This window comes from Leifsonia sp. fls2-241-R2A-40a, from assembly GCF_030209575.1.
In the GTDB taxonomy this organism is placed as follows: domain Bacteria; phylum Actinomycetota; class Actinomycetes; order Actinomycetales; family Microbacteriaceae; genus Leifsonia.
The window spans coordinates 894,924-914,626 of record NZ_JARVRS010000001.1 but is presented as its reverse complement, the minus strand read 5'-3'; the positions used below and the strand labels follow the sequence as shown (position 1 = coordinate 914,626).

22 protein-coding genes are annotated in these 19,703 nt (G+C 68.0%); 12 read left to right on the top strand and 10 right to left on the bottom strand.

Going from position 1 to position 19,703, the window contains the following annotated elements; all coding sequences use genetic code 11:
• Nucleotides 1-10: 10 nt before the first annotated feature.
• Nucleotides 11-721, bottom strand: a complete 711-nt coding sequence (locus QRN40_RS04520; RefSeq protein ID WP_285114301.1) for a hemerythrin domain-containing protein — start codon at nucleotides 719-721, stop codon at nucleotides 11-13.
• Between the two features lie 131 nt (nucleotides 722-852).
• On the opposite strand from QRN40_RS04520, the gene QRN40_RS04515 reads away from it, so the two are divergent.
• A complete protein-coding gene (locus QRN40_RS04515) occupies nucleotides 853-1,854 on the top strand; it encodes an NADP-dependent oxidoreductase (RefSeq protein WP_285114300.1) in 1,002 nt (333 codons plus the stop codon).
• Between the two features lie 31 nt (nucleotides 1,855-1,885).
• Complete coding sequence (locus QRN40_RS04510; RefSeq protein ID WP_285114299.1) at nucleotides 1,886-2,491, top strand: TetR/AcrR family transcriptional regulator; 606 nt, start codon at nucleotides 1,886-1,888, stop codon at nucleotides 2,489-2,491.
• Here the strand turns inward: QRN40_RS04510 and QRN40_RS04505 are convergent.
• Complete coding sequence (locus tag QRN40_RS04505) at nucleotides 2,472-3,740, bottom strand: FAD-dependent oxidoreductase (RefSeq protein ID WP_285114298.1); 1,269 nt, start codon at nucleotides 3,738-3,740, stop codon at nucleotides 2,472-2,474. The two genes, QRN40_RS04510 and QRN40_RS04505, sit on opposite strands and share 20 nt — an antisense overlap.
• Before the next feature lie 135 nt (nucleotides 3,741-3,875).
• Entirely contained in the window at nucleotides 3,876-4,688 is an 813-nt protein-coding gene (locus QRN40_RS04500; RefSeq protein ID WP_285114297.1) for a DUF1206 domain-containing protein, read from the bottom strand.
• 39 nt (nucleotides 4,689-4,727) lie between these two features.
• On the opposite strand from QRN40_RS04500, the gene QRN40_RS04495 reads away from it, so the two are divergent.
• On the top strand, nucleotides 4,728-5,480 hold the full coding sequence (locus QRN40_RS04495) for a phosphatase PAP2 family protein (RefSeq protein WP_285114296.1): 753 nt from the start codon (nucleotides 4,728-4,730) through the stop codon (nucleotides 5,478-5,480).
• On the opposite strand, the gene QRN40_RS04490 is transcribed toward QRN40_RS04495, so the two are convergent.
• On the bottom strand, nucleotides 5,431-5,889 hold the full coding sequence (locus tag QRN40_RS04490; RefSeq protein WP_285114294.1) for an SRPBCC family protein: 459 nt from the start codon (nucleotides 5,887-5,889) through the stop codon (nucleotides 5,431-5,433). The genes QRN40_RS04495 and QRN40_RS04490 overlap by 50 nt on opposite strands.
• A gap of 92 nt (nucleotides 5,890-5,981) precedes the next feature.
• Here QRN40_RS04490 and QRN40_RS04485 point away from each other — a divergent pair, with 92 nt between their 5' ends.
• Together QRN40_RS04485 and QRN40_RS04480 are read left to right on the top strand one after the other, a co-directional pair.
• Entirely contained in the window at nucleotides 5,982-6,773 is a 792-nt protein-coding gene (locus QRN40_RS04485; RefSeq protein ID WP_285114292.1) for an SRPBCC domain-containing protein, read from the top strand.
• Between the two features lie 51 nt (nucleotides 6,774-6,824).
• Nucleotides 6,825-7,286 (top strand): carbohydrate ABC transporter permease, encoded by a 462-nt coding sequence (locus QRN40_RS04480; RefSeq protein WP_285114291.1) that lies wholly within the window; start codon nucleotides 6,825-6,827, stop codon nucleotides 7,284-7,286.
• 4 nt (nucleotides 7,287-7,290) lie between these two features.
• Here QRN40_RS04480 and QRN40_RS04475 read toward each other — a convergent pair whose 3' ends face one another.
• The gene (locus QRN40_RS04475; protein WP_285114290.1) at nucleotides 7,291-7,788 is read right to left on the bottom strand and encodes a GNAT family N-acetyltransferase; all 498 of its coding nucleotides are present in this window, start codon (nucleotides 7,786-7,788) and stop codon (nucleotides 7,291-7,293) included.
• 242 nt (nucleotides 7,789-8,030) lie between these two features.
• On the opposite strand from QRN40_RS04475, the gene QRN40_RS04470 reads away from it, so the two are divergent.
• The 6 genes from QRN40_RS04470 (at nucleotide 8,031) to QRN40_RS04445 (ending at nucleotide 15,283) form a co-directional block, all read left to right on the top strand.
• Nucleotides 8,031-8,999 (top strand): ABC transporter substrate-binding protein, encoded by a 969-nt coding sequence (locus tag QRN40_RS04470; RefSeq protein WP_285114289.1) that lies wholly within the window; start codon nucleotides 8,031-8,033, stop codon nucleotides 8,997-8,999.
• Between the two features lie 92 nt (nucleotides 9,000-9,091).
• Nucleotides 9,092-10,585, top strand: coding sequence for a sugar ABC transporter ATP-binding protein (locus tag QRN40_RS04465; RefSeq protein ID WP_285117437.1), 1,494 nt, complete (start codon nucleotides 9,092-9,094; stop codon nucleotides 10,583-10,585).
• Nucleotides 10,582-11,628, top strand: coding sequence for an ABC transporter permease (locus QRN40_RS04460; protein ID WP_285114288.1), 1,047 nt, complete (start codon nucleotides 10,582-10,584; stop codon nucleotides 11,626-11,628). Before QRN40_RS04465 ends, QRN40_RS04460 begins: the two co-directional genes overlap by 4 nt.
• Complete coding sequence (locus QRN40_RS04455; RefSeq protein ID WP_285114287.1) at nucleotides 11,625-12,644, top strand: ABC transporter permease subunit; 1,020 nt, start codon at nucleotides 11,625-11,627, stop codon at nucleotides 12,642-12,644. The genes QRN40_RS04460 and QRN40_RS04455 overlap by 4 nt, the downstream gene beginning before the upstream one ends.
• Before the next feature lie 61 nt (nucleotides 12,645-12,705).
• Nucleotides 12,706-14,250, top strand: coding sequence for a sugar ABC transporter ATP-binding protein (locus QRN40_RS04450; RefSeq protein ID WP_285114286.1), 1,545 nt, complete (start codon nucleotides 12,706-12,708; stop codon nucleotides 14,248-14,250).
• A 13-nt stretch (nucleotides 14,251-14,263) separates the two neighbouring features.
• Nucleotides 14,264-15,283 (top strand): LacI family DNA-binding transcriptional regulator, encoded by a 1,020-nt coding sequence (locus QRN40_RS04445; protein WP_285114285.1) that lies wholly within the window; start codon nucleotides 14,264-14,266, stop codon nucleotides 15,281-15,283.
• Here QRN40_RS04445 and QRN40_RS04440 read toward each other — a convergent pair whose 3' ends face one another.
• The 5 genes from QRN40_RS04440 to QRN40_RS04420 all read right to left on the bottom strand — a co-directional run bounded on the left by QRN40_RS04440 (nucleotide 15,284) and on the right by QRN40_RS04420 (nucleotide 18,854).
• Nucleotides 15,284-16,027, bottom strand: coding sequence for a CE1759 family FMN reductase (locus tag QRN40_RS04440; protein ID WP_285114284.1), 744 nt, complete (start codon nucleotides 16,025-16,027; stop codon nucleotides 15,284-15,286).
• 25 nt (nucleotides 16,028-16,052) lie between these two features.
• On the bottom strand, nucleotides 16,053-17,240 hold the full coding sequence (locus QRN40_RS04435; RefSeq protein ID WP_285114283.1) for a CE1758 family FMN-dependent luciferase-like monooxygenase: 1,188 nt from the start codon (nucleotides 17,238-17,240) through the stop codon (nucleotides 16,053-16,055).
• Nucleotides 17,241-17,448: 208 nt separating this feature from the next.
• Nucleotides 17,449-17,748, bottom strand: coding sequence for a muconolactone Delta-isomerase family protein (locus QRN40_RS04430; protein WP_285114282.1), 300 nt, complete (start codon nucleotides 17,746-17,748; stop codon nucleotides 17,449-17,451).
• A gap of 27 nt (nucleotides 17,749-17,775) precedes the next feature.
• Nucleotides 17,776-18,144, bottom strand: coding sequence for an SgcJ/EcaC family oxidoreductase (locus QRN40_RS04425; RefSeq protein WP_285114281.1), 369 nt, complete (start codon nucleotides 18,142-18,144; stop codon nucleotides 17,776-17,778).
• Between the two features lie 2 nt (nucleotides 18,145-18,146).
• Entirely contained in the window at nucleotides 18,147-18,854 is a 708-nt protein-coding gene (locus QRN40_RS04420; RefSeq protein ID WP_285114280.1) for an SDR family NAD(P)-dependent oxidoreductase, read from the bottom strand.
• Between the two features lie 78 nt (nucleotides 18,855-18,932).
• On the opposite strand from QRN40_RS04420, the gene QRN40_RS04415 reads away from it, so the two are divergent.
• Complete coding sequence (locus QRN40_RS04415; RefSeq protein ID WP_285114279.1) at nucleotides 18,933-19,553, top strand: TetR/AcrR family transcriptional regulator; 621 nt, start codon at nucleotides 18,933-18,935, stop codon at nucleotides 19,551-19,553.
• Nucleotides 19,554-19,703: the final 150 nt, after the last annotated feature.

Here is a 19,703-nt window from a genome sequence, read left to right as displayed (position 1 = left end):
AACCGCGAGCTCACGCCGAGGTCGTTGTCCGCCCCTCCAGTGCGGCGCGGTACCGCGAGTACTTGGGGGCGCCGACCCATCGCCAGGCCAGGGTGACCGGCCCCGGCAGGTTCTTGCCCATCCACTCGGTGCCGCCGTCCGGCTGCGCGGCCAGGATCGCGCCGAGCATGTTCCACGTCTGCCCCTTCGGCGTGCTGGCCCGGCCGTGTTTGGCGAACCACTCGACCTCCCGCTCGGTGAGGGTGTGCTCCATCACGGGGACGATGTTGGTCTCCTCGTCCGGGAGATGCTCGGCGAGGGCGGCGTTGATGCCGCCCAGGGCGGCCTGGACGGGTGCGGCCGTCTGCGCGCCGGGAGCCGCCCTCCAGTCCGGGACTGCGCGGTCCAGCTCCTGGAGGTGGACCAGCATCGTGGCGTGCTGCTGTTTCATCCGCTCGACGTGCAGGGCGCACGAGGGCCGTCGCTCGTCGATCATCGGCCAGAGCCGGGTGTCCTCGCCTTCGTGGTGGCCATGGAGGGAGACGGAGATCAGGTTGAGCTGCGAGGCCACGACGTCCGCATGTGCGGTGTCGCCCTCGGCGACGCCCTCGACCAGACCGGGGGCTTCTGCGAAGGAGTGGCGGAACAGCCGATGGATCTCGGCCATGCCGCTTGCGTCGCAGGTCTTCGGACCGTCGAGAGGGGGTTCATCACCGGAGGAGGGCAGGGAGGTCGCCGACATGGCGGAACTCTACGACTCCCGCGCCGGATGCGCGCTCCCCAGTTTCCGTCGGGCCCCTGGAATAACCGCAGCGGGCGGAGCCTTATATCGAGTACGCTCAAAATAGAGTCAACTCGAAAAAGAAGGATTTCATGAAAGCCGTCGTCCTCACGTCCTACACGAAGCCGCTCGCCGTCCGCGAGCTCCCCGAACCGGCCGTCGGTCCGCTCGACGTCCTCATCGACGTGCGCGCCGCCGGCCTGAACCAGCTCGACGAGAAGCTCCGCGCGGGCGACTTCTCCCGACTCATCCCGCTCGGACTTCCGGCGGTCCTCGGGCACGATGTGGCCGGCACCGTGATCGAGGTCGGATCGGAGGTTCGGTCGTTCCAGCTGGGGGACTCCGTCTACGGGCGCGTGCGCGACGGACGGATCGGGACCTTCGCCGAGCGGGTCGCCGCCGACGAGAGCGACCTGGCCCCGATCCCCGACGCGCTCACGATGGTCGAAGCCGCCTCCCTCCCGCTGGTGGCGCTGACCGCGTGGCAGGCGCTCGTCGTGCGGGCGGACGTGCGGCCGGGGCAGAAGGTGCTCATCCACGCCGGTGCCGGGGGAGTGGGTTCGATCGCGATCCAGCTCGCGAAGCACCTCGGCGCCACGGTCGCCACCACGGCCAGTGCTGCGAACGCGGAGTTCGTGGCGTCGCTCGGGGCGGACGTCGTCATCGATTATCGGGCCGACGATTTCGAGCAGCAGCTCGCCGGGTACGACCTCGTCCTCGACAGCGTCGGCGGCGAGAACCTGATGAAGTCGCTGCGCATCCTGCGCCCCGGCGGTCGGGCGATCGGCATCGCCGGACCGCCCGACCCGGCCTTCGCCCGTCAGCTCGGCCTCAAGCCGTTGCTGCGCGCCGGCATCGCCGCGATCAGCCGGAGTGTGCGCCGCGCGGCCCGGACGGCGGGCGTCGATTACTCGTTCCTCTGGATGTCCGCGAATGGAGATCAGTTGCGAAAGATCTCCACGCTCGTCGAGTCGGGTGCGATCCGCCCGATCGTCGGCCGCGTGATCTCTCTCGACGAGATCCCGGAGGCGCTCGCCGGCCTCGGAAAGAGCGGTGTCCGGGGCAAGGTCGTCGCCTCTGTCCCGGCCGAGTGAGCCACCACGTGCGGCGGGTTATGGTGATGAAATGACCGCCACCCCCGCCGCCCCCGGTCGGCGAGAGCGCAACAAGCAGGAGAAGCTCGACCGGATCATCGCCGCGGCGGGCCGGCTCTTCGCGGAGCGCGGCGTCGACGACGTCACGACTCAGGAGGTGGCGGACGCCGCGGACATCGGCGCGGGAACGCTCTTCTTTTACGCGCGCACGAAGGGCGAACTCCTCCTGATGGTGCAGAACGCGCTCTACGCCGACGCCCTCCAGGAGGGCCGCGACGCGGCGGAAGCGCTCAAGGACCCAGTGGATGCCGTCCTCGCCATCGCCGCGCCGGTCATCCACTGCAACCGCACGCAGGTGGAGAACGGGCGCACCTACCTCCGCGAGATGGTCTTCGGCGACCCGTCCGAGCCCCACCATGCGCAGGCACTCGAGATCGCCGCCCGGACCGAGGAGGCCATGGCCCAGACGATCGCGCGCACCACCGGCGCGACGGCCGAGCACGCCGCGGCCCTGGGGCACATCGCCTCCGCGATCCTCCTCCTCGCCCTGTCCACCAGCCCGGCCGATCGCGACGACACGACCATCCGGGACGATGTCCGCGGACAGCTCACCGCGCTTATCGCGTCGAACTCCTAGCCGGTAAGGGCTCGCCGAGCACCGACCTCGCCGCACGCAGCCCGGACTGCAGGGCCCCCTGGATCGACGGTGACTCCCGATGGTCGCCCGCGAGATGCAGGCCGGGGCCGATGCGCGCAGGGGACGAGCGCCGCATCGGCGGGGGCAGCGCGGGAAGGGCGTGCGGGATGTCGTCGCGCCGGAGGAGTCGCCACGACGCCGAGTCCTGCCCGTACAACCGCACGAGCTGGGCGCGGACATCGCTCTCGCTCGCGACCTGCCCGGGGGACCACAGGCAGGTCGCCTGCACGAGGTGGCGCCCGTGCGGCGCTGCCTCCGGGATCGTGGCGGAGATCGCCAGCGCGTTGACGATCGGACCGCCGCGAGACCCGTCGAGCGTCAGAAGGGTTGACGCCGGAGTCTCCTCGGCCGAGAACCACCACGTCTGCAGTCCCCGGGTGGAGGGGCCGGGCACGTCCACGAGCCCCTCGACAGCCTCCGCGCCCACCGCCACAACGACGTCGCGCGCGAGCAGGGTTGTCTCGCCGAGCGCATCCACCTCCCAGCGGCCGTCCCGTCGCCGCAGTCGGCTCACCCGGCGGTCGAGCCGGATGTCGGCTCCCGCGGCACGCGCGCGCGAGGCGAGCGCGACCGGGAGCGCGGCGATGCCCGCGCGGGGCAGTCCCGCGGCGGCGGGCAGGAACGATCGGGCGAGAAGACGCACGTAGGTATCGGACGTCGTCTCGGACGAGTCGGCGAGAACTCCCGAGAAGAACGGCGACAGGACCTGGGTGCGCAGCGCTCCGGTCAGGCCCGCGGCATCCCAGCCCTCGCCGATGGTGCGGTCGGGGCGAGCCACCGCAGTGCGCGGCCGGAGAACGATCGGCCCGAGCCAACGGGCGAGACCGACGACGTCGCGCGGTGTCACGAGTCCGCCGGCGAGCGTCGCCGGGAGCAGCTGCGGGTGCCGGAGCGGATGCGCGAGGGTGGCCATCGACCCGTCGGTGCGGCGCACCCGGACGGCGGTCGGGAACGCCGCCACGTCGAGAGCGCCGACGTCCACCGCGGAGCGGACGGCCGGGTAGGCGGTGTTCAGGACATGGAACCCGCGGTCGAGGGTGAAGCCGTCGACGCGGTCGGTCCGCTGGCGCCCACCGACGCGATCCGCGGCCTCGAGCACGACCACCTCGCGCCCGCGGGCCGCCAGTTCGGCGGCACACCGCAGGCCTGCCAAGCCGGCTCCGATCACGACCACGTCCTGCGTCTGCATGAGCCGAGTGTAGAAGCCGATCCTGCACTCCGGGCCGGGAGGACGTGGTCGCCGTCTCCTCCGTGAGGGGAGGCGTCCAGCGAGAGCTGCGGCACTGATCGCCGGTGCGCCGCGGGACCTTCCGCTGAGCGGCGGCTAGAGCTGCGCGAGCCGCGCCCGGAAGAAGGCGTAGATGCCGTAGGCGATCCACCCGATGCCGATGGCGATCAGCACGAACACGCCGAAGGGGACGCTCAAGAACGCCTTGAGCGCGCCATCCAGCCCGGTCGTCTTGCCCGGATCGTTGGTGGAGGCTCCCACGACGAACAGCACCCCGACGGCGCCGAGCGCCACACCGCGGGCGACATAGCCGACGACTCCGAGAACCCTCACTGCCGTACCCCGGACGCCGGAGGGAACCCGGATGTCGCGCTCGAATCGCCGCGTGATGCCCTTGAACACCATGAAGCCGCCGACACCGAGAAGGACGAGCCCGATCGCGACCACCAGGAACACGCCGCCCGGGGTCGACAGCAGCTTCGCCCCGAACTGGCTGGTGGATTGCGCGGAACTCGCTGCGCCACCGATCGCGAAGACGTAGGCGGTGTACGCGAGGACGAGGTACACGATGGCCTTGACGATGTTCTCCACGATGTGCGCCGCCCGCGAGCGCGCTCCCTCCCAGGAGCGGTCGAGGAAGGCGCTGAGCAGCAGCCAGAGACCGAGCGCGGTGAAACAGAGGGCGGCGGCCCACAACAGGAACTGGCCGCCTGGAGCCGCCGCGAGCTCTGCGAACGCCCCGGACTGGTCCGCCTCTTTGCCGCCGCTCGTGCCGGTCGCGAGAGCGATCGCGATGAGGCCGATCAGGATGTGCAGGAGCCCGCTGGCGACGAAGCCGGCGCGGGCGAGCCCCCGCACGACCCTGCTGTTCTTGGCCGTGCGTGCCGCCTGCTTCGCTGAAGGGCTCATCGGGCTCAGCATACTGAGCGACGAGCCTACGATCGGAGGGTGGACGAGAACATTCAGCACGTCGTCGAGAGCGATGCGCCCGCTGAGGTACGCATAGCCCGATTGTGGTGGGTCGTGTCCGGCGTCGTCGCCCTGCTGCTCGTCGTGGTTCTCGCGGGCGTGATCTTCTACCGGCAGTCCGACAAGCCGTTCGGGTTCGAGGTCGAGTGGATGGGGGAGCTGGTCGAGGCCCGCGCTCCGGTGTGGACCATCCCCGCTCTCGTCTTCAATTGGATCGGCGGCGGCATCGCTTCCATCGTCCTCGTCCCTCTCGTCATCGTGGGCGGCCTGCTGATCTGGCGGCGCCCGTGGGGTGCCCTCTATTACGTGATCGCCGCCGTGACGAGTGTGACGCTGACGACGATCATCAAGAACCTCGTGGGTCGTCCGCGGCCGACGGAGATCCTGGTCACCCCTGACTTCAGTTCGTTCCCCTCCGGTCACAGCGCGAACGCGGCGCTCATCGCGACGACACTCGGCTTCATCTTCTGGCGGGTCTGGGTCTGGGTCGGCGGTGCCATCTACACCGTCCTCATGATGCTCAGCAGGACGTACCTCGGTGCCCACTGGATCTCGGACACCGTCGGCGGGATGCTGATCGGGGCCGGAGTCGCGGTCATCCTCTGGGCGCCCTTCGCCTTCCGGCTGTATCGGGAGCGACGGTTGCCCCACCCACCGATCTGGGTGAAGGTGCCGGACGCTGTCAGCCGACCAGGCGTCCGAGATTCTCCAGCTCATTCGCGCGGCCGGTGACCAGCCGCTCGGTCCACACGTCGTCGTGCATGTCCTCGACCTGCATGACGATTCGCGTGCCTCCGGCCGCCGGTTCGAGGTCCACGACCGTGAGCTGCTCATACGGCTCGTGGTCCGGTACGAAGTCGATGATCGACCGATAGGAGATGCGCCCGGGACGATCCAGGTCCACGAACACCTTGCGCGACGTGGTGCTGAGGGGCAGCCCGTTCTGCTCCATGAACGCGACCTGTTCCGGCGCTTCGGCCGTCATCGTATAGACGAGCTCGCCGCCCGGCCGGAGCTCCAGGCTGAGCACGTCGGTGCGGAAGCCGTCGGGTGCCCACCAGCGGGAAATGCCCTCCGCGGTGGTCCACAACTCCCACACGGCTTCGGGCGGAGCGGAAACGATGCGCTCGATGGTCTTCATGCGGGTCTCCCTCGTCGGTGTGTCGAATGATGCCGAATTGCCCCACACGATATATTCGTCGTGACGAATGTGTCAAGTACTGTGGAGGCCTGATGGATGTGCGGGAAGCGCTCGCGGCGATCGGAGAGCCGGCCCGATTCCACATCCTGACCGTGCTCGCCGAAGGTCCACGGACCGTCGGGGAAGTGGTCTCAGCCGTCGGGGCGCTGCAACCGCAGACGACCAAGCACCTGCAGGTCCTCGAGGCGGTGGGTCTGCTCACGCTCCAGCGCCTCGGCCGCCGGAAGCTGGCGAGCCTCAACCGAGATGCGCTGGCGGATCTGGCCAGGTGGTTCGACGGCATGGCTGCACAGACGCCTGACGACCGTGCGCTCGAGGACTATGCGAGGGCGGTCGACGCCGCCGAGCAGCGTGCCGCAGGCGAGGCGCTCGGAACCGAGTTCACCCTGCAGCGCCGGATCGACGCCCCCAGAGAATCGGTCTGGAGGGCGTGGACCGAAGCCGCGGTGGCTTCCCAGTGGTGGGCGCCTCGCCATTTCGAGGTCGTGCGATGCGCGATCGATGCCGTGCCTTCCGGCCGCGTCGAACTGATGCTTCGGGAGGGCGACGGTGCGGAGTACGCGTCTGCCGGCTCCGTTCGCACGGTCCAACCGTTGAGGCGCCTCGTCTTCGAGCTCTCGCCGGTGGATGCGGAGGGCCGGCGCCTCTTCGAGGTGCTCGTCGAGGTCGCACTCGAAGGCGGCGCCGACACGGTGCTGACGCTGACGGTCCGGGCCGGCGGGGCGGACGCCACGACCGCGGCGATGGTCGCCGGCCTCCAGCCGGGCTGGTCCCAGCAGCTGGATCGACTGCAAACCCTGCTCTCGGATCCGTCCGAGTCCTGAGCGTGGTGTCGCGCGAGCGTCACGGCAGCGTCGAACGAGAACGGCGGCTGAGTGCTCAGCCGCCGTTCTGCTCATGTCCGGAGCGTCGAGCGCCCCCTCGCGTCACCCCGCCACACGGCTTCCGGGCTGCCGCTCACGGTCTTCATGGTGGCGACGTACTTCCGTGCGGTGCCGCGCGAGATGTTCGAAGCGGCCACGCTCGACGGCGCCGGAGTGATCCGCCAGTTCTGGTCGATCGGCGTGCCTGTGGTGCGGAACGCGATCTTCACTGTCGGTCTCGTGCAGTTCTTCTTCCTCTGGAACGACCTTCTCATCGCCCTGACGTTCACGAACAGCGAGGACTTGCGGACGATCCAGGTCGGCCTGCTCAACTTCACCGGGCAGTACGGGCAGGTGCAGTACGGCCCGCTGTTCGCCGCGATCTGCGTCAGCATCTTCGGCACGCTGCTGCTGTACCTCTTCCTGAACCAGCGGGTGATGAAGGGACTGGCCGCCGGCTCCGTGAAGGGCTGACGAGCTACAGCAGCGCCTTGCGCATTCGGTAGTTCGTCAGCTGCACCCCGAGCCTCACGGGATGCTGCTCGGCTTCGACGTGGAATCCGTGTCGCTCGAAGAACGGTCGCGCTGTGATGCTCACGTTGGCCCACAGGTCGTGGCTCCCCTGGCAGCGAGCGGTCTCCTCGATGTGAGTCATCAGCGCGGTGGCCGCGCCACCTCGGAGGAATCGCGGGGACACGAACATCATGTCGATGTAGCCGTCCGGTCCCACGTCGGAGAAGCCGGCGACCCGCCCTCCTACGACGGCCACGAGGCTGTCGCGCCCTTTCATCGCCTCATGCCAGGAAGCAACGTCGCGACGCCCCGGCTGTGCCCAGACCTCGATCTGTTCTGGTGAGTAATCCGCGGACGCCGTCTCGGTCACGGCCCCGAGGAAGATGGCCAAGGTCTCCGCTGCGTCCTCCGGCTCGTACGACCGCACCGTGATGTTCGCCGGTCTCCGTCTGGGCGGGGTCATGGGGACATCTTCGCACACGGGCCAGATTGTGATCCCTCACATTCTGGTCTCGCGCATGCTCGGGCGGCCTAATCATCCCCGAGTGAATTGCGGCAGTGCGCCTGGCCGTTACCCAATCGTTACCGCAATCATGTTGCTCCGGAACCGAATGTGAAGGCTAACATTGCGACCATCCTGCTTCGGATCCCGATCAGCAGGCACAGTCGCCGGCGACGTCCGGTACCCGAACAAGGAGGTTTGGAATGAAGAAACTTGGCGCGGCTCTCGCCGCCGTCGGACTCATGGCCGTCGCACTGACCGGCTGCTCGGCGGGCGGCGCGGGCGGGGGCGGTGGCGACAAGGTCATCACCGTCGGCTTCGCCCAGACCGGCTCCGAGAGCGGTTGGCGTGCGGCCAACACGCAGTCCATGAAGGAGGCCTTCTCATCGAAGAACGGCTTCAAGCTGATCTTCAACGCGGCCGACAACAAGCCGGAGAACCAGATCGCCGCCGTCCACAGCTTCATCAACCAGGGCGTCGACGCGATCGTCATCGCCGCAGTGGTCACCACCGGCTGGGACGACGTGCTGAAGGAGGCGAAGGATGCGAACATCCCGGTCATCCTGGAGGACCGGACCATCGACGCCGACCCCAGCCTCTACGCCAGCTGGATCGGCGACGACTTCAAGAAGGAAGGCGAGACGGCGGGAAGCTGGGCGGCGAAGACGGTAGGCAGCACCCCGACCAACATGGTGGTGCTCGAAGGGACGACCGGTTCGGCCCCTGCGATCGACCGCGCGAAGGGCTTCTCGTCGAGCATCGGCGGAACGTCCATCACGACCCTCGACTCGCAGACGGGCAACTTCACGCGCGCCGACGGCAAGACCGTCATGGAGGGCTTCCTGCAGAAGTACGGCAAGAAGATCAACCTGCTGTTCGCCCAGAACGACGACATGGGCCTGGGAGCACTCGACGCCATCAAGTCGGCGGGACTGACGCCCGGCCAGGACATCAAGATCGTCACGATCGACGGCACAAAGGACGGCTTGACCGCCCTCTCCAACGGTGAGTTCAACTACGTCGTGGAGTGCAACCCGCTGCTCGGGGAACAGGTGGCGAGCGTGGTCAAGGACGTCATCGACGGCAAGAAGGTCGAGAAGGCCTACACCGCTAAGGACCTCGCGTTCGACCAGGCGGCGGCCAAGGAAGCCCTGCCGACGCGCAAGTACTGACCGGATGAGCCTGGCCACGGGGCGCCAACGCGTCCCGTGGCCTTCTCGATAAAGAAAGTAGGGTCCAGGACGTGACCGACAACGTTGTCGAGATGCGAGAGATCTCCATCTCATTCCCCGGGGTGAAAGCGCTCGACCAGGTCGACTTCGCCTTGCGCCCGGGAGAGATCCACTCGCTGCTCGGCGAGAACGGGGCCGGCAAGTCCACCCTGATCAAGGCACTGACCGGGGTGTACCCGATCGACAGCGGGCGCATCGCCGTCGACGGGGAGACCCGGACATTCGCCGGCACGGCCGACGCCCAGGCCGCCGGCATCGCGACCGTGTACCAGGAGGTCAATCTCTGCTCCAACCTGTCGGTGGGGGAGAACGTGATGCTCGGCAACGAGAAGCGCGGCCCGTTCGGGGTCGACTGGCGCGCCACCCATCGGGAGGCGTCGCGGTTCCTCGGGGAGCTGGGCCTCGACATCGACCCGCGATCGCCGCTCGCCTCCCACTCGCTCGCAGTGCAGCAGCTGGTCGCCATCAGCCGGGCCGTGGTCGTCGACTGCAAGGTCCTCGTGCTCGACGAGCCGACGTCGAGCCTCGACCGGTTCGAGGTCGAACAGTTGTTCGCGGTGATGCGTGCGCTGCGGGATCGTGGCGTCGCCATCCTCTTCGTCTCGCACTTCCTCGACCAGATCTACGAGATCTCAGACCGGCTCACCGTGCTGCGCAACGGCCGGCTCATCGGCGAGTACGCCATCGGTGCGATCACCCGCACCGAGTTGATCGCGGCCATGCTCGGGCGGGAGCTGGCCGAGTTCGAATCCATCGGCCGGTCGGCCGACCGACAGGTGGACCGTCAGGGTGCGCCGGTGCTGAGCGCGACGCTGCTGGGCCGGAAGGGCTCGGTGGAGCCCTTCGACCTCGAGGTGTACGACGGCGAGGTGGTCGGCATCGCCGGGCTGCTCGGCTCCGGCCGCACCGAGCTCGCGCGTCTCGTGTACGGGGCCGACCGCGCCGACCACGGCACGGTCTCGGTCAGGGGCTCGTCGGCGCGGCTGACCAGTCCGCGCCATGCCGTCGACCAGCGCATCGCGTTCTCGTCGGAGGATCGCCGGGAGGAGGGGATCGTCGCCGACCTCACCGTCGCCGAGAACCTCATCCTGGGCGTGCAGGCGAAGCGCGGCTGGCTGCGGCGCGTGCCGAAGGCGGAGCAGACGCGGATCGTCGGAAAGTACATGGAGTCCCTCGGGATCCGGCCGGCCAACCCCCACGCGCTGATTCGCAACCTGTCGGGCGGGAACCAGCAGAAGGTGCTGCTCGGCCGGTGGCTGGCCACCGATCCGCAGCTGCTCATCCTCGACGAGCCGACCCGCGGCATCGACATCGGAGCGAAGGCCGAGATTCAGCGACTCATCGTCGAACTCGCCTCGGGCGGCCTCGCCCTCATCTTCATCTCGTCCGAACTGGATGAAGTGGTGCGCCTCTCGCAGCGGGTGGTAGTCATGAGGGATCGTCGGAAGATCGCCGAACTGGACAATGAGAGTCACGTCGATGTCGACGACATCGTCGCACTGATCGCCAAGGAGGGCGCAGCATGAGGACGATCTTCAAGCATCGGCTGGTCTGGCCGATCGGGGCGCTCCTGGCGCTGATCGTGCTGAACACCATCTCGCGGCCGAGCTTCCTCAGCATCACCGTCAAGGACGGCGAGCTCTACGGCTCGCTCATCGACATCCTGCGCAACAGTGCGCCGCTGATGCTCATCGCCCTCGGAATGACGCTGGTGATCGCCACCCGGGGAATCGACCTCTCGGTGGGCGCCCAGATGGCGATCTCGGGCGCGGTCGCCCTGACGATCATCAAGGGTTCCGGATCGCCCAGCAGTCTGGGGACGGTCAGCACGGCGATCCTCACGGCCGTAGTGATCTGCCTGCTGTTCGGCCTGTGGAACGGTTTCCTCGTGGCGGTGCTGGGCATCCAGCCGATCATCGCAACGCTGGTGCTGATGCTGGCAGGACGAGGCATCGCCCTGCTGATCACGGGCGGCTTCATCACCACGATCACCAGCGCCCCGTACGCGTACATCTCGCAGGGTTATGTCTTCGGGCTGCCGTTCGCCTTCATCGTCTCGATCGGCGCGATCATCGTGATCAGCCTCCTCGTGCGCCGGACCGCACTCGGCGTGCTGACGGAGTCCGTCGGCATCAACCCGTCGGCGAGCCGACTCGCCGGGGTCCGGTCGCGCGGGATCGTCTGGAGCCTGTACGGGCTCAGCGGACTGCTCGCCGGGATCGCCGGCATCCTCTACAGCTCCAACATCATGGCGGCGGACGCCAACAACTCAGGCCTGAACATCGAGCTCGACGCCATCCTCGCGGTCGTGCTCGGCGGAACGTCGCTGGCCGGCGGCAAGTTCTCGCTCGCGGGAACGGTGATCGGCGTCTTCATCCTTCAGACGCTGACCTCGACCATCACCTTCCTCGGCGTCCCGCCGGCCGTGACCCCGGTGTTCAAGGCGATCGTCGTCATCATCGTCTGCCTCTCCCAGTCGCGGCGCGTGCGCACCTGGCTCGGACGGCTGCGACCACCGCAGCCCCGCATCGCCACCCGTCCCGCCGAAACCGAAAGGAGCGCGGCATGAGCGCCACCCCGATCCTCGAACCGACCCGCAGCGTCCGCGTCTCTCCCAGCTGGCGGCACCGGCTGAGGAACAAGGCATCGTGGGCGCCGGTCCTCGCTGCGGTGACCATCCTGATCCTGATGCTCGCGGCGGGGCAGGCGTACTTCGGGGTGTTCGTGACCCCGCGCATCCTGTCTTCGCTCTTCGTCGACAACGCCTACCTGATCGTGCTCGCGGCCGGAATGACCTTCGTCATCCTCAGCGGCGGCATCGACCTCTCGGTCGGCGCGGTCATGGCGTTCACCGGGATCCTCGCGGCGAAGATGCTCGCCTCAGGGGTGCCGACTCCTCTGGTCATCCCGCTCATGATCCTGGCGGGGGCGGTGTTCGGCCTGACCATCGGCATCATGGTCCACTACTTCGACGTGCAGCCGTTCATCGCGTCGCTGGCCGCGATGTTCCTCGCACGCGGCCTGTGCTTCGTCGTCAGTCTCGAGGCGATCCAGGTGAAGGAGCCGTCGGTCCTGTGGCTGCAGTCGACGAAGCTGGGCGCCGGCGGCTGGTACATCACGCCCACCGTGATCATCGCCCTGCTCGTCGTTGCGGTGGCCATCTGGGTGCTCGGCTACACGCGGTTCGGGCGGACCGTGTACGCGGTCGGCGGCAACCAGCAGTCCGCGCTGCTGATGGGTCTCCCGGTCGCGCGCACCCGGGTGCTGGTCTACGTGATCAGCGGGACGTGCGCCGGGATCGCGGGACTCCTGTTCACGTCCTACACCGCGGCGGGTTACAGCCTGAACGGCATCGGAACCGAGCTCGACACCATCGCGGCCGTGGTCATCGGCGGCACCCTGCTCACCGGCGGCAGCGGTTACGTCATCGGCTCCCTGGTCGGCGTGCTCGTCTACGGCGTGATCAAGGTGTCGATCACGTTCCTCGGAGCCGACGCATCGTGGACGCGGATCACGATCGGCATCCTGCTGCTGGCGTTCGTCGTGGTCCAGCGCCTCATCGTCGCCCGCACCAGCAGGAAGTGAGACCCGGCCGATAGTAGTGTGGTCAGCGTCACCCAGGGCGGACAAGGAGCGCGAGGCGACGATGCATGTCGACCCGGTCGTCGAGGTCAGCGGCGCGTCCGTGCGGTTCGCGGGGGACGCGGCGCTCTCGAACGTCGACTTCCGGATGTTCCCCGGCGAGGTCCACTCGTTGATGGGCGAGAACGGCGCCGGGAAGTCGACTCTGATCCGGGCGATCACCGGGGTCATCCCGCTCGACTCCGGTGTGGTGCGACTGGACGGTGTCCCGCGCACGTTCGCGAACCCGCGGCAGGCCCAGAAGGCGGGCATCCGCACGGTCTACCAAGAGGTCGACCTGCTGCCCAACCTGACGGTCGCCGAGAACATCATGCTCGGGCGCGAGCCGCGGCGTCGCGGCGGTATCGCCTGGGGTCGGATGCGGTCCGACGCACGCGACGCGCTCGGCAGCCTCGGGCTGGACATCGATCCGGCGAGCCCGCTCGGCTCGTATTCGTTGGCGGTCCAGCAGCTGGTGGCGATCGCTCGTGCCGTCTCCGCCGACCTGAAGGTGCTGGTGCTCGACGAGCCGACGTCGAGCCTCGACCAGGACGAGGTGACGGAGCTGTTCCGCGTGATCCGGGAGCTGCGTTCGCGCGGCGTCGCCATCCTCTTCGTCTCGCACTTCCTCGAGCAGGTGTACGAGATCTGCGATCGGGTGACCGTGCTGCGCAACGGCGAACTGGTCGGCGAATACCTGACCACCGAGCTGCTGCGCATCGACCTGGTGCAGAAGATGCTGGGGCGCGAGGCTGCCCAGCTCGAGAGCGTGGAGGTGCGGCCCGAGACCCAGCCCAGCGTCGTCGACTCGACACCGGTGCTGTCCGCGACCGCGATCGAGCGGCGCGGCATGCTCCAGCCCGCCGACGTGGACCTCTACGAGGGAGAGGTGGTCGGGCTCGCCGGCCTGCTCGGCTCCGGCCGGACCGAGCTCGCCCGGCTGCTCGCCGGCATCGACGGCATCGACGGCGGTGCGATCCTCATCGGCGGTGCGCCGGCCCGGATGTCCGGGCCGCGGGACGGGCTGCGTGCGGGGATCGCCTACTCCTCGGAGAACCGGAAGCTCGAGGGAATCATCGGGGAGCTGACCGTCCGCGAGAACATCACGCTGGCCCTGCAGGCCGAGAAGGGCTGGCTGCGCCGCATCCCGCGCGCACGGCAGGACGAACTGAGCGCGAGCTGGATCGAGGCCCTCGACATCCGGCCCGCCGATCCTGAGCGCCCTGCGGGCTCCCTCTCCGGCGGCAATCAGCAGAAGGTCATGCTCGCCCGCCTCCTTGCACTGTCCCCGCGGATTCTGGCGCTCGACGAGCCGACGCGGGGCATCGACGTCGGCGCGAAGGTGGAGATCCAGCGACTGGTCAGCGAACTGGCGGAGTCCGGGATGACCGTCCTTTTCATCTCTGCGGAACTCGAGGAGGTGCTGCGTGTCGGCCATCGCATCGTCGTCCTCCGCGACCGCGAGGTCATCGCCACCCTCGACTCCGAGGACGTGAGTTTCGAATCCCTGCTGGCTCTCGTCGCGAGCGCGGACCCGGACGACCCGCAGGCGGGAAGCGGGATCGCATGAGGCGGACAGCGAGGTGAGCGCCGAGGACAGACCCGCGAAGGCGGCGAACATCTTCGACGTCGCACGCCTGGCCAGCGTCTCGCATCAGACCGTGTCCCGTGTGCTCAACGACGTGCCCGGAGTGAGGCCCGCGACGCGTCAGCGTGTGGAGCAGGCGATCAAGCAGCTCCGATATACGCCGTCGCCGGCGGCTCGCGCCCTGGTCACCCGGCGGACCCGGATGATCGGGCTGATCACGCCCGGAAGCGCCGACTTCGGGCCGTCGTCGATCGCCATCCACTTCAGCGAGGCGGCGCGGGAGGCGCGCTACAGCGTGATCAGCGTGTCGTCCATCTCTGCCGACGTGAGTTCGATCCGTGGGCTGGTGGAGTCGCTGCTCCGTGAGCGGGTGGAGGCCGTCGTCCTCATCGCGGAGGATGTGGCCCAGCTCGACGTGGTGCGGAGCCTGGAGGCCGGCGTCCCTGTCGTCGCGGTCGCCGCCGGCCAGCATCGTGGACCGCTCACCGTGTCCATCGACCAGTACCGCGGTGCGCGCGAGGCTGTGCGCCATCTCGTGGAGCTGGGTCACCGCAGCATCGCCCATCTAGCCGGCCCAGCGGTCTCCCCGGACGCCATCGAACGCGAGCGGGGCTGGCGCGACGAACTCGCCGAGGCGCGCCTGGCCGCGACCCAGATCGGCCGGGGCGACTGGTCGGCGGCGAGCGGCCACGAATTCGGGATGGGGCTGACCGCCGACACCACGACTGCGGTGTTCGCCGCCAACGATCAGATGGCGATCGGACTCATGGCTGCTCTGCGTGCCCGAGGGCTGCGGGTGCCGGAGGACATCAGCGTCGTGGGTTTCGACGACGTGCCTGAGGCGGCGTATCTCGTGCCGCCGCTGACTACCATCCGCCAGGACTTCGCGTCGCTGGGGGCTCTCACGATGCAGCAGGTGCTCATCGCCCTGGAGGAGCACGAGACCGTCGCGGAATCCATTCCGATCCCTACCCGGCTCGTGCTCCGCGAGTCGACCCGCCCGCCGTCGCCGTGATCAGCCCTGCGCCTGGACCGGTTCGGCCTTCCGGCTCTCGCCGCCTGCAGCGAGCCGCATCAGATCGGTGTCGAAGTCGACGTCCGAGGCGGTCTTCCCCGACAGGGCGGCGTTCCCCGAGAACTGGTGCTTGTAGTCGGTCCACGCGCTGTCGGTGATCGTCTTGGTCACGTTGCTCCCGAGGAGGCCCACGAGTTCCGTCGCCGCGCGGGTGATGCGTGTGCTCAGCGCCGGAGACCCCCAGTCCTCAGGTGCCACGAATACCGACGTGGGGACGGGGAGTGCTCGAAGGAAGGCGAACAGCGGACGCATGTGGTCATCGACCACCATGGCGTGACGCGCGGTTCCGGCCGATGCGGCGAGGACCACGGGCTTGGCGATGAGCAGGTCGTTGTCCAGCACGTCCGCGAACGATTTGAGCAGTCCGCTGATCCCGGCTTTGTAGACGGGTGTGCTCACGATGATCGCATCCGCGCGGGCCAGCAACTGGATCGCCTCCTGGACGCGGTCGTTCGGGAATCCGGACACAAGCGCCTGAGCGACGTCGACCGCGATCGCGCCGAGCTCGATGACCGCGATCCTGGCGTCCTTCCCCGACCGCCTCAGCAGGTCGGCGCTCTTCTGGGCGATCCGGTCTGCCAGGAGGCGGGTCGACGACGGATCGCTCACGCCGGCGCTGACAATCACGAGTTGCAGGGGAGTCCTGGCGTCGCCGTCGCCTGAACCCGGCTGAGTGGTGTTCATCGAATTGCTCCTTATGGTCGGACGGTCAGATGGATAGCGGGAAGCGGGCCTCGGTCGACGGGTCGCTGTCCTGGTAGGGCGAGGTGCCGGAGAGGTTGTCTCCGCGGTTCGGATTGGGCCGAGGTTGACGCGGGGCGGAGTCCCCGTACTTGCGAGTGACGAGGTCGCCGTGGCTGGGCGCTGCCGCTGCCCCGGCGGATCGGCGTGCCGCCATCTCCTTCCGCAGGACGGGTACGACCTCGGTGCCCAGCAGCTCGACCTGTTCGAGAGCGACGTCGACAGGCAGGGCGAGGCCGTCGAGTGCGAACAGCTGCCGCTGGTAGTCGCCGAAGCCCTCCTGGAAGGTGAGCGTCTTGTCGATGACTTCCTGCGGGCTTCCGACGCTGAGTGGGGTCCGCGCGACGAAGTCGTCCAGGGAGCTGCCCCGGAACAGTGGGTAGTTCTCGAAATAGGGGCGGAACCGCGCCCACGCGTCCTGCGAGCGTTTTGCGATGAACGCCTGTCCGCCGAGACCGATGATGGCTTGTTCCCTGGTGCCGTGCCCGTAGTGCTCGAATCGGTCGCGGTAGAAGTCGACGAGCGGCTTGAAGTGCAGGTTGGGCGCGAGCACGTGGTTGGCGAAGTATCCGTTGCCGTAATACGCGGCCTGTTCCGCGATCTCAGGGGTGCGGATGGAGCCGTGCCAGACGAAGGGCGGCACGTCGTCGAGCGGGCGAGGCGTGGAGGTGAAGCCTTGGAGCGGGGTACGGAACCGGCCCTCCCAATCGACGACGTCCTCCCGCCAGAGGCGATGCAGCAGGTTGTAGTTCTCGAGTGCGAGCGCGACGCCTTCGCGGATGTCCTTTCCGAACCACGGGTAGACAGGAGCGGTGTTGCCTCGGCCGATCATCAGGTCGAGGCGCCCGCCGGCCACATGCTGAAGCATCGCGTAGTCTTCGGCGACCTTCACCGGGTCGTTGGTGGTGATCAGGGTGACGGCCGTACTGAGGGTGATCTGCTTGGTCAGCGCGGCGATGTAGCCGAGCAGGGTAGTGGGAGAAGACGGGACGAATGGGGGATTGTGGTGCTCGCCCAGTGCGAAGACGTCGAGTCCTACTTCGTCGGCTCGCACCGCGACACGGGCGATGTTGCTGATGCGCTCCGCCTCGCTCTGGGTGTGGCCGGTCGTCGGGTCGGGCGCGATGTCGCCGACGGAGAAGATTCCGAATTGCATCCCGAGTTCCAGAGGGAAAGCGCCTCCGGTGGTACTCGCGTTTGGTGATTGCGTATTCATTTGTGGGGACTTCCTGCGTTGCGTCGTGTAATTGACGTGTCAATCAAGTAATTGACATGTCATCTAACTGCCCTGCACGAGAATCTATTCCCGGAGCGCTCGGCGCCCCCGGTGGGCCGGCCTGAACCGGCCGGCCCACCACTTCCGGCTACGGTCGTCCGAGGCCGGGATCGTTGGGGTGCGAGGTGAGGGGCGTGACCGTGTCCTGCCGCCACGCGCGCAGCGGCATGGATGCGAGAACGCGTTCGAGCGCGTCGGCGTCGTCTGCTGAGAAGATGCCCCAGCTGCGCCATTCGCCGTGCGCGAGCGGCGGCCGCCAGAGGCGGCGCAGGCTTCCCTCGTGCGCCAGTTGGGCCGATCGGGCCGCTTCGCGTTCCCTCATGTCGGTCACGGCGTCCGGCGAGGTTCCGTCAGGGACGGTCGTGACCATCTCCACGAAGAACTCCACAGCGTCGTCCTTCCGTTCGCAGGCAGACTACGCGTCGATCTTCGACACGTGGTACTGCTGAATGAGCCACTCCCCGCCCGTCCGGACGAGCGCGAGGGTGAGGTGGGTGGGGATGACTTCGCCCGAGGGTCGGATGAAGTCCACATCGACGAACGCGATGAAGGCGTCCTCGCCGAACGACCGGGACTCCTGGATGCGGTACTGGACGTCGAGTCCGACCGGCTGCTTGTCGTAGTAGGCCGCGACCGCGGGTCGGCCGACGGTGTGCGCGCGGTCGAAGCCTTGGAAGACGGCGTCGCCGGCGAACAATGCGGCGACCGCTTCCGGGCGGTGCTCGCGGATGCCGTCCGCCCAGTCCGCAAGGATGCTCCCGAGGATGATTACCTGATCGCTCATGATCAGTTCCCCGCGCTCTGGCCGCCGTCGACGTGCAGCCACTCACCGGTCACGAAGGGCGACTGCTCCAGGTACAGGACGCCACGCACGATGTCGTCGATCGTCCCCATCTGCCGCACGGGGTGGAGCCCGGCGAAGAACTCGTGGTTCTCTTCGGCGTGCATCGGGGTCTTGATGATGCCGGGGGAGACCGCGTTGACGCGGATGCCGCGGTCGGCGTACTCGATGGCGAGTGACTTCACGGCGGAAGCAAGTCCGCCCTTCGTCAGCGACGCCAGAGCCGACGGCACGTTGGAGTTCGCGTTCTCCTGCAGTGTGGTGGTGATGTTCACCACGTGGCCGAGGCCGCGGGGGAGCATGTCGGCGATGGCCTTCTGAGTGATGTGGAAGAAGCCGCCCACGTTGATGCTGATGGCGGCGTCGAAGTCCTCCTGGGTGTAGTCGGTGAACGGCTTGGCGATGAAGATGCCGGCGTTGTTCACGAGCGTGTCGACGCGGCCGAACCGGTCGATGGCGGTCTCGATGATCCGCGTGGCGACCTGCGGGTCGGAGATGTCGCCTGCGACGGTGACGAGGTTCTCCTCATCGCGCGGCTCGATGGTCCGGGAGTTTGCGACGACGGCGTAGCCGAGGCTGAGGTAGCCCTCGACGAGTCCTGCGCCGATGCCCTGCGATGCGCCGGTGATGACGGCGACTCTGCGTGTGTTCATTCTTTCTGGTCCTTACTAGACGGTCGGTCAACTATTGACCAGCACCAGTTATAGACGACTGGTCGTATAATTGCAACCATGGGACGGACATCAGACGCGCGAGAGCGCATTCTGGCGGCCGGGGCCGACTTGTTCGGGCGCCGGTCCTACGCGAGCATCGGCGTCGCGGAGATCTGCGGGGCGGCCGGTGTGCCGAAGGGCAGCTTCTACTACTTCTTCCCCTCGAAGCAGGCACTGGCGCTTGAGGTCGTCAATCAGCACTGGCAGTGGCAGCGCGGCGAGTGGCTGCGCATCCTGAGCACGTCGGCGCCGATCGTCGGTCGGCTGCACGACCTGTTCGTCGCCACCGCGGAGATGCAGAGCCAGGCGCTGAAGGGCACCGGAGCCGTCGTCGGGTGCCTGTTCGGCAACCTCGCCCTCGAGCTCAGCGCCGAAGACGACCCGGTGCAGCAGCGACTACGCGAGATCTTCGAGGAGCAGATCGACATCGTCGAATCGGCTCTTCGCGATGCCGCCGCTGCAGGCGAACTGGAGCCCTCCGACCTCCGCGAGTCGGCCAAGGCGATCGTCGCCCAGATCGAGGGCCTGGTCCTGCTCGCCAAGCTCTACAACGACCCCGGCCAGCTCGACAGCCTATGGCGCAACAGCATGCGGCTTCTCGGCCTGGGCGATGCGACTGCGGGCGCGGCCGCGCAATAACTCGAGGACCATATCGGGGCCGATCGAATTGATCGGCGGGTTGTCGAAGACGACGGTCCAGGACGGGTCGGAATAGACTCGTACCACTCTGAGTTGCAAAAGAATACTCAGGCGGATACTCGTCAGAACGCAGACCCTCAGAGCCTTCGA

Coding starts and splice junctions, on each gene's coding strand:
- QRN40_RS04520 (WP_285114301.1), bottom strand. CDS start 721: ATGTCGGCGACCTCCCTGCCCTCCTCCGGTGATGAACCCCCTCTCGAC.
- QRN40_RS04515 (WP_285114300.1), top strand. CDS start 853: ATGAAAGCCGTCGTCCTCACGTCCTACACGAAGCCGCTCGCCGTCCGC.
- QRN40_RS04510 (WP_285114299.1), top strand. CDS start 1,886: ATGACCGCCACCCCCGCCGCCCCCGGTCGGCGAGAGCGCAACAAGCAG.
- QRN40_RS04505 (WP_285114298.1), bottom strand. CDS start 3,740: ATGCAGACGCAGGACGTGGTCGTGATCGGAGCCGGCTTGGCAGGCCTG.
- QRN40_RS04500 (WP_285114297.1), bottom strand. CDS start 4,688: ATGAGCCCTTCAGCGAAGCAGGCGGCACGCACGGCCAAGAACAGCAGG.
- QRN40_RS04490 (WP_285114294.1), bottom strand. CDS start 5,889: ATGAAGACCATCGAGCGCATCGTTTCCGCTCCGCCCGAAGCCGTGTGG.
- QRN40_RS04485 (WP_285114292.1), top strand. CDS start 5,982: ATGGATGTGCGGGAAGCGCTCGCGGCGATCGGAGAGCCGGCCCGATTC.
- QRN40_RS04475 (WP_285114290.1), bottom strand. CDS start 7,788: ATGACCCCGCCCAGACGGAGACCGGCGAACATCACGGTGCGGTCGTAC.
- QRN40_RS04470 (WP_285114289.1), top strand. CDS start 8,031: ATGAAGAAACTTGGCGCGGCTCTCGCCGCCGTCGGACTCATGGCCGTC.
- QRN40_RS04465 (WP_285117437.1), top strand. CDS start 9,092: ATGCGAGAGATCTCCATCTCATTCCCCGGGGTGAAAGCGCTCGACCAG.
- QRN40_RS04460 (WP_285114288.1), top strand. CDS start 10,582: ATGAGGACGATCTTCAAGCATCGGCTGGTCTGGCCGATCGGGGCGCTC.
- QRN40_RS04455 (WP_285114287.1), top strand. CDS start 11,625: ATGAGCGCCACCCCGATCCTCGAACCGACCCGCAGCGTCCGCGTCTCT.
- QRN40_RS04450 (WP_285114286.1), top strand. CDS start 12,706: ATGCATGTCGACCCGGTCGTCGAGGTCAGCGGCGCGTCCGTGCGGTTC.
- QRN40_RS04440 (WP_285114284.1), bottom strand. CDS start 16,027: ATGAACACCACTCAGCCGGGTTCAGGCGACGGCGACGCCAGGACTCCC.
- QRN40_RS04435 (WP_285114283.1), bottom strand. CDS start 17,240: ATGCAATTCGGAATCTTCTCCGTCGGCGACATCGCGCCCGACCCGACG.
- QRN40_RS04425 (WP_285114281.1), bottom strand. CDS start 18,144: ATGAGCGATCAGGTAATCATCCTCGGGAGCATCCTTGCGGACTGGGCG.
- QRN40_RS04420 (WP_285114280.1), bottom strand. CDS start 18,854: ATGAACACACGCAGAGTCGCCGTCATCACCGGCGCATCGCAGGGCATC.
- QRN40_RS04415 (WP_285114279.1), top strand. CDS start 18,933: ATGGGACGGACATCAGACGCGCGAGAGCGCATTCTGGCGGCCGGGGCC.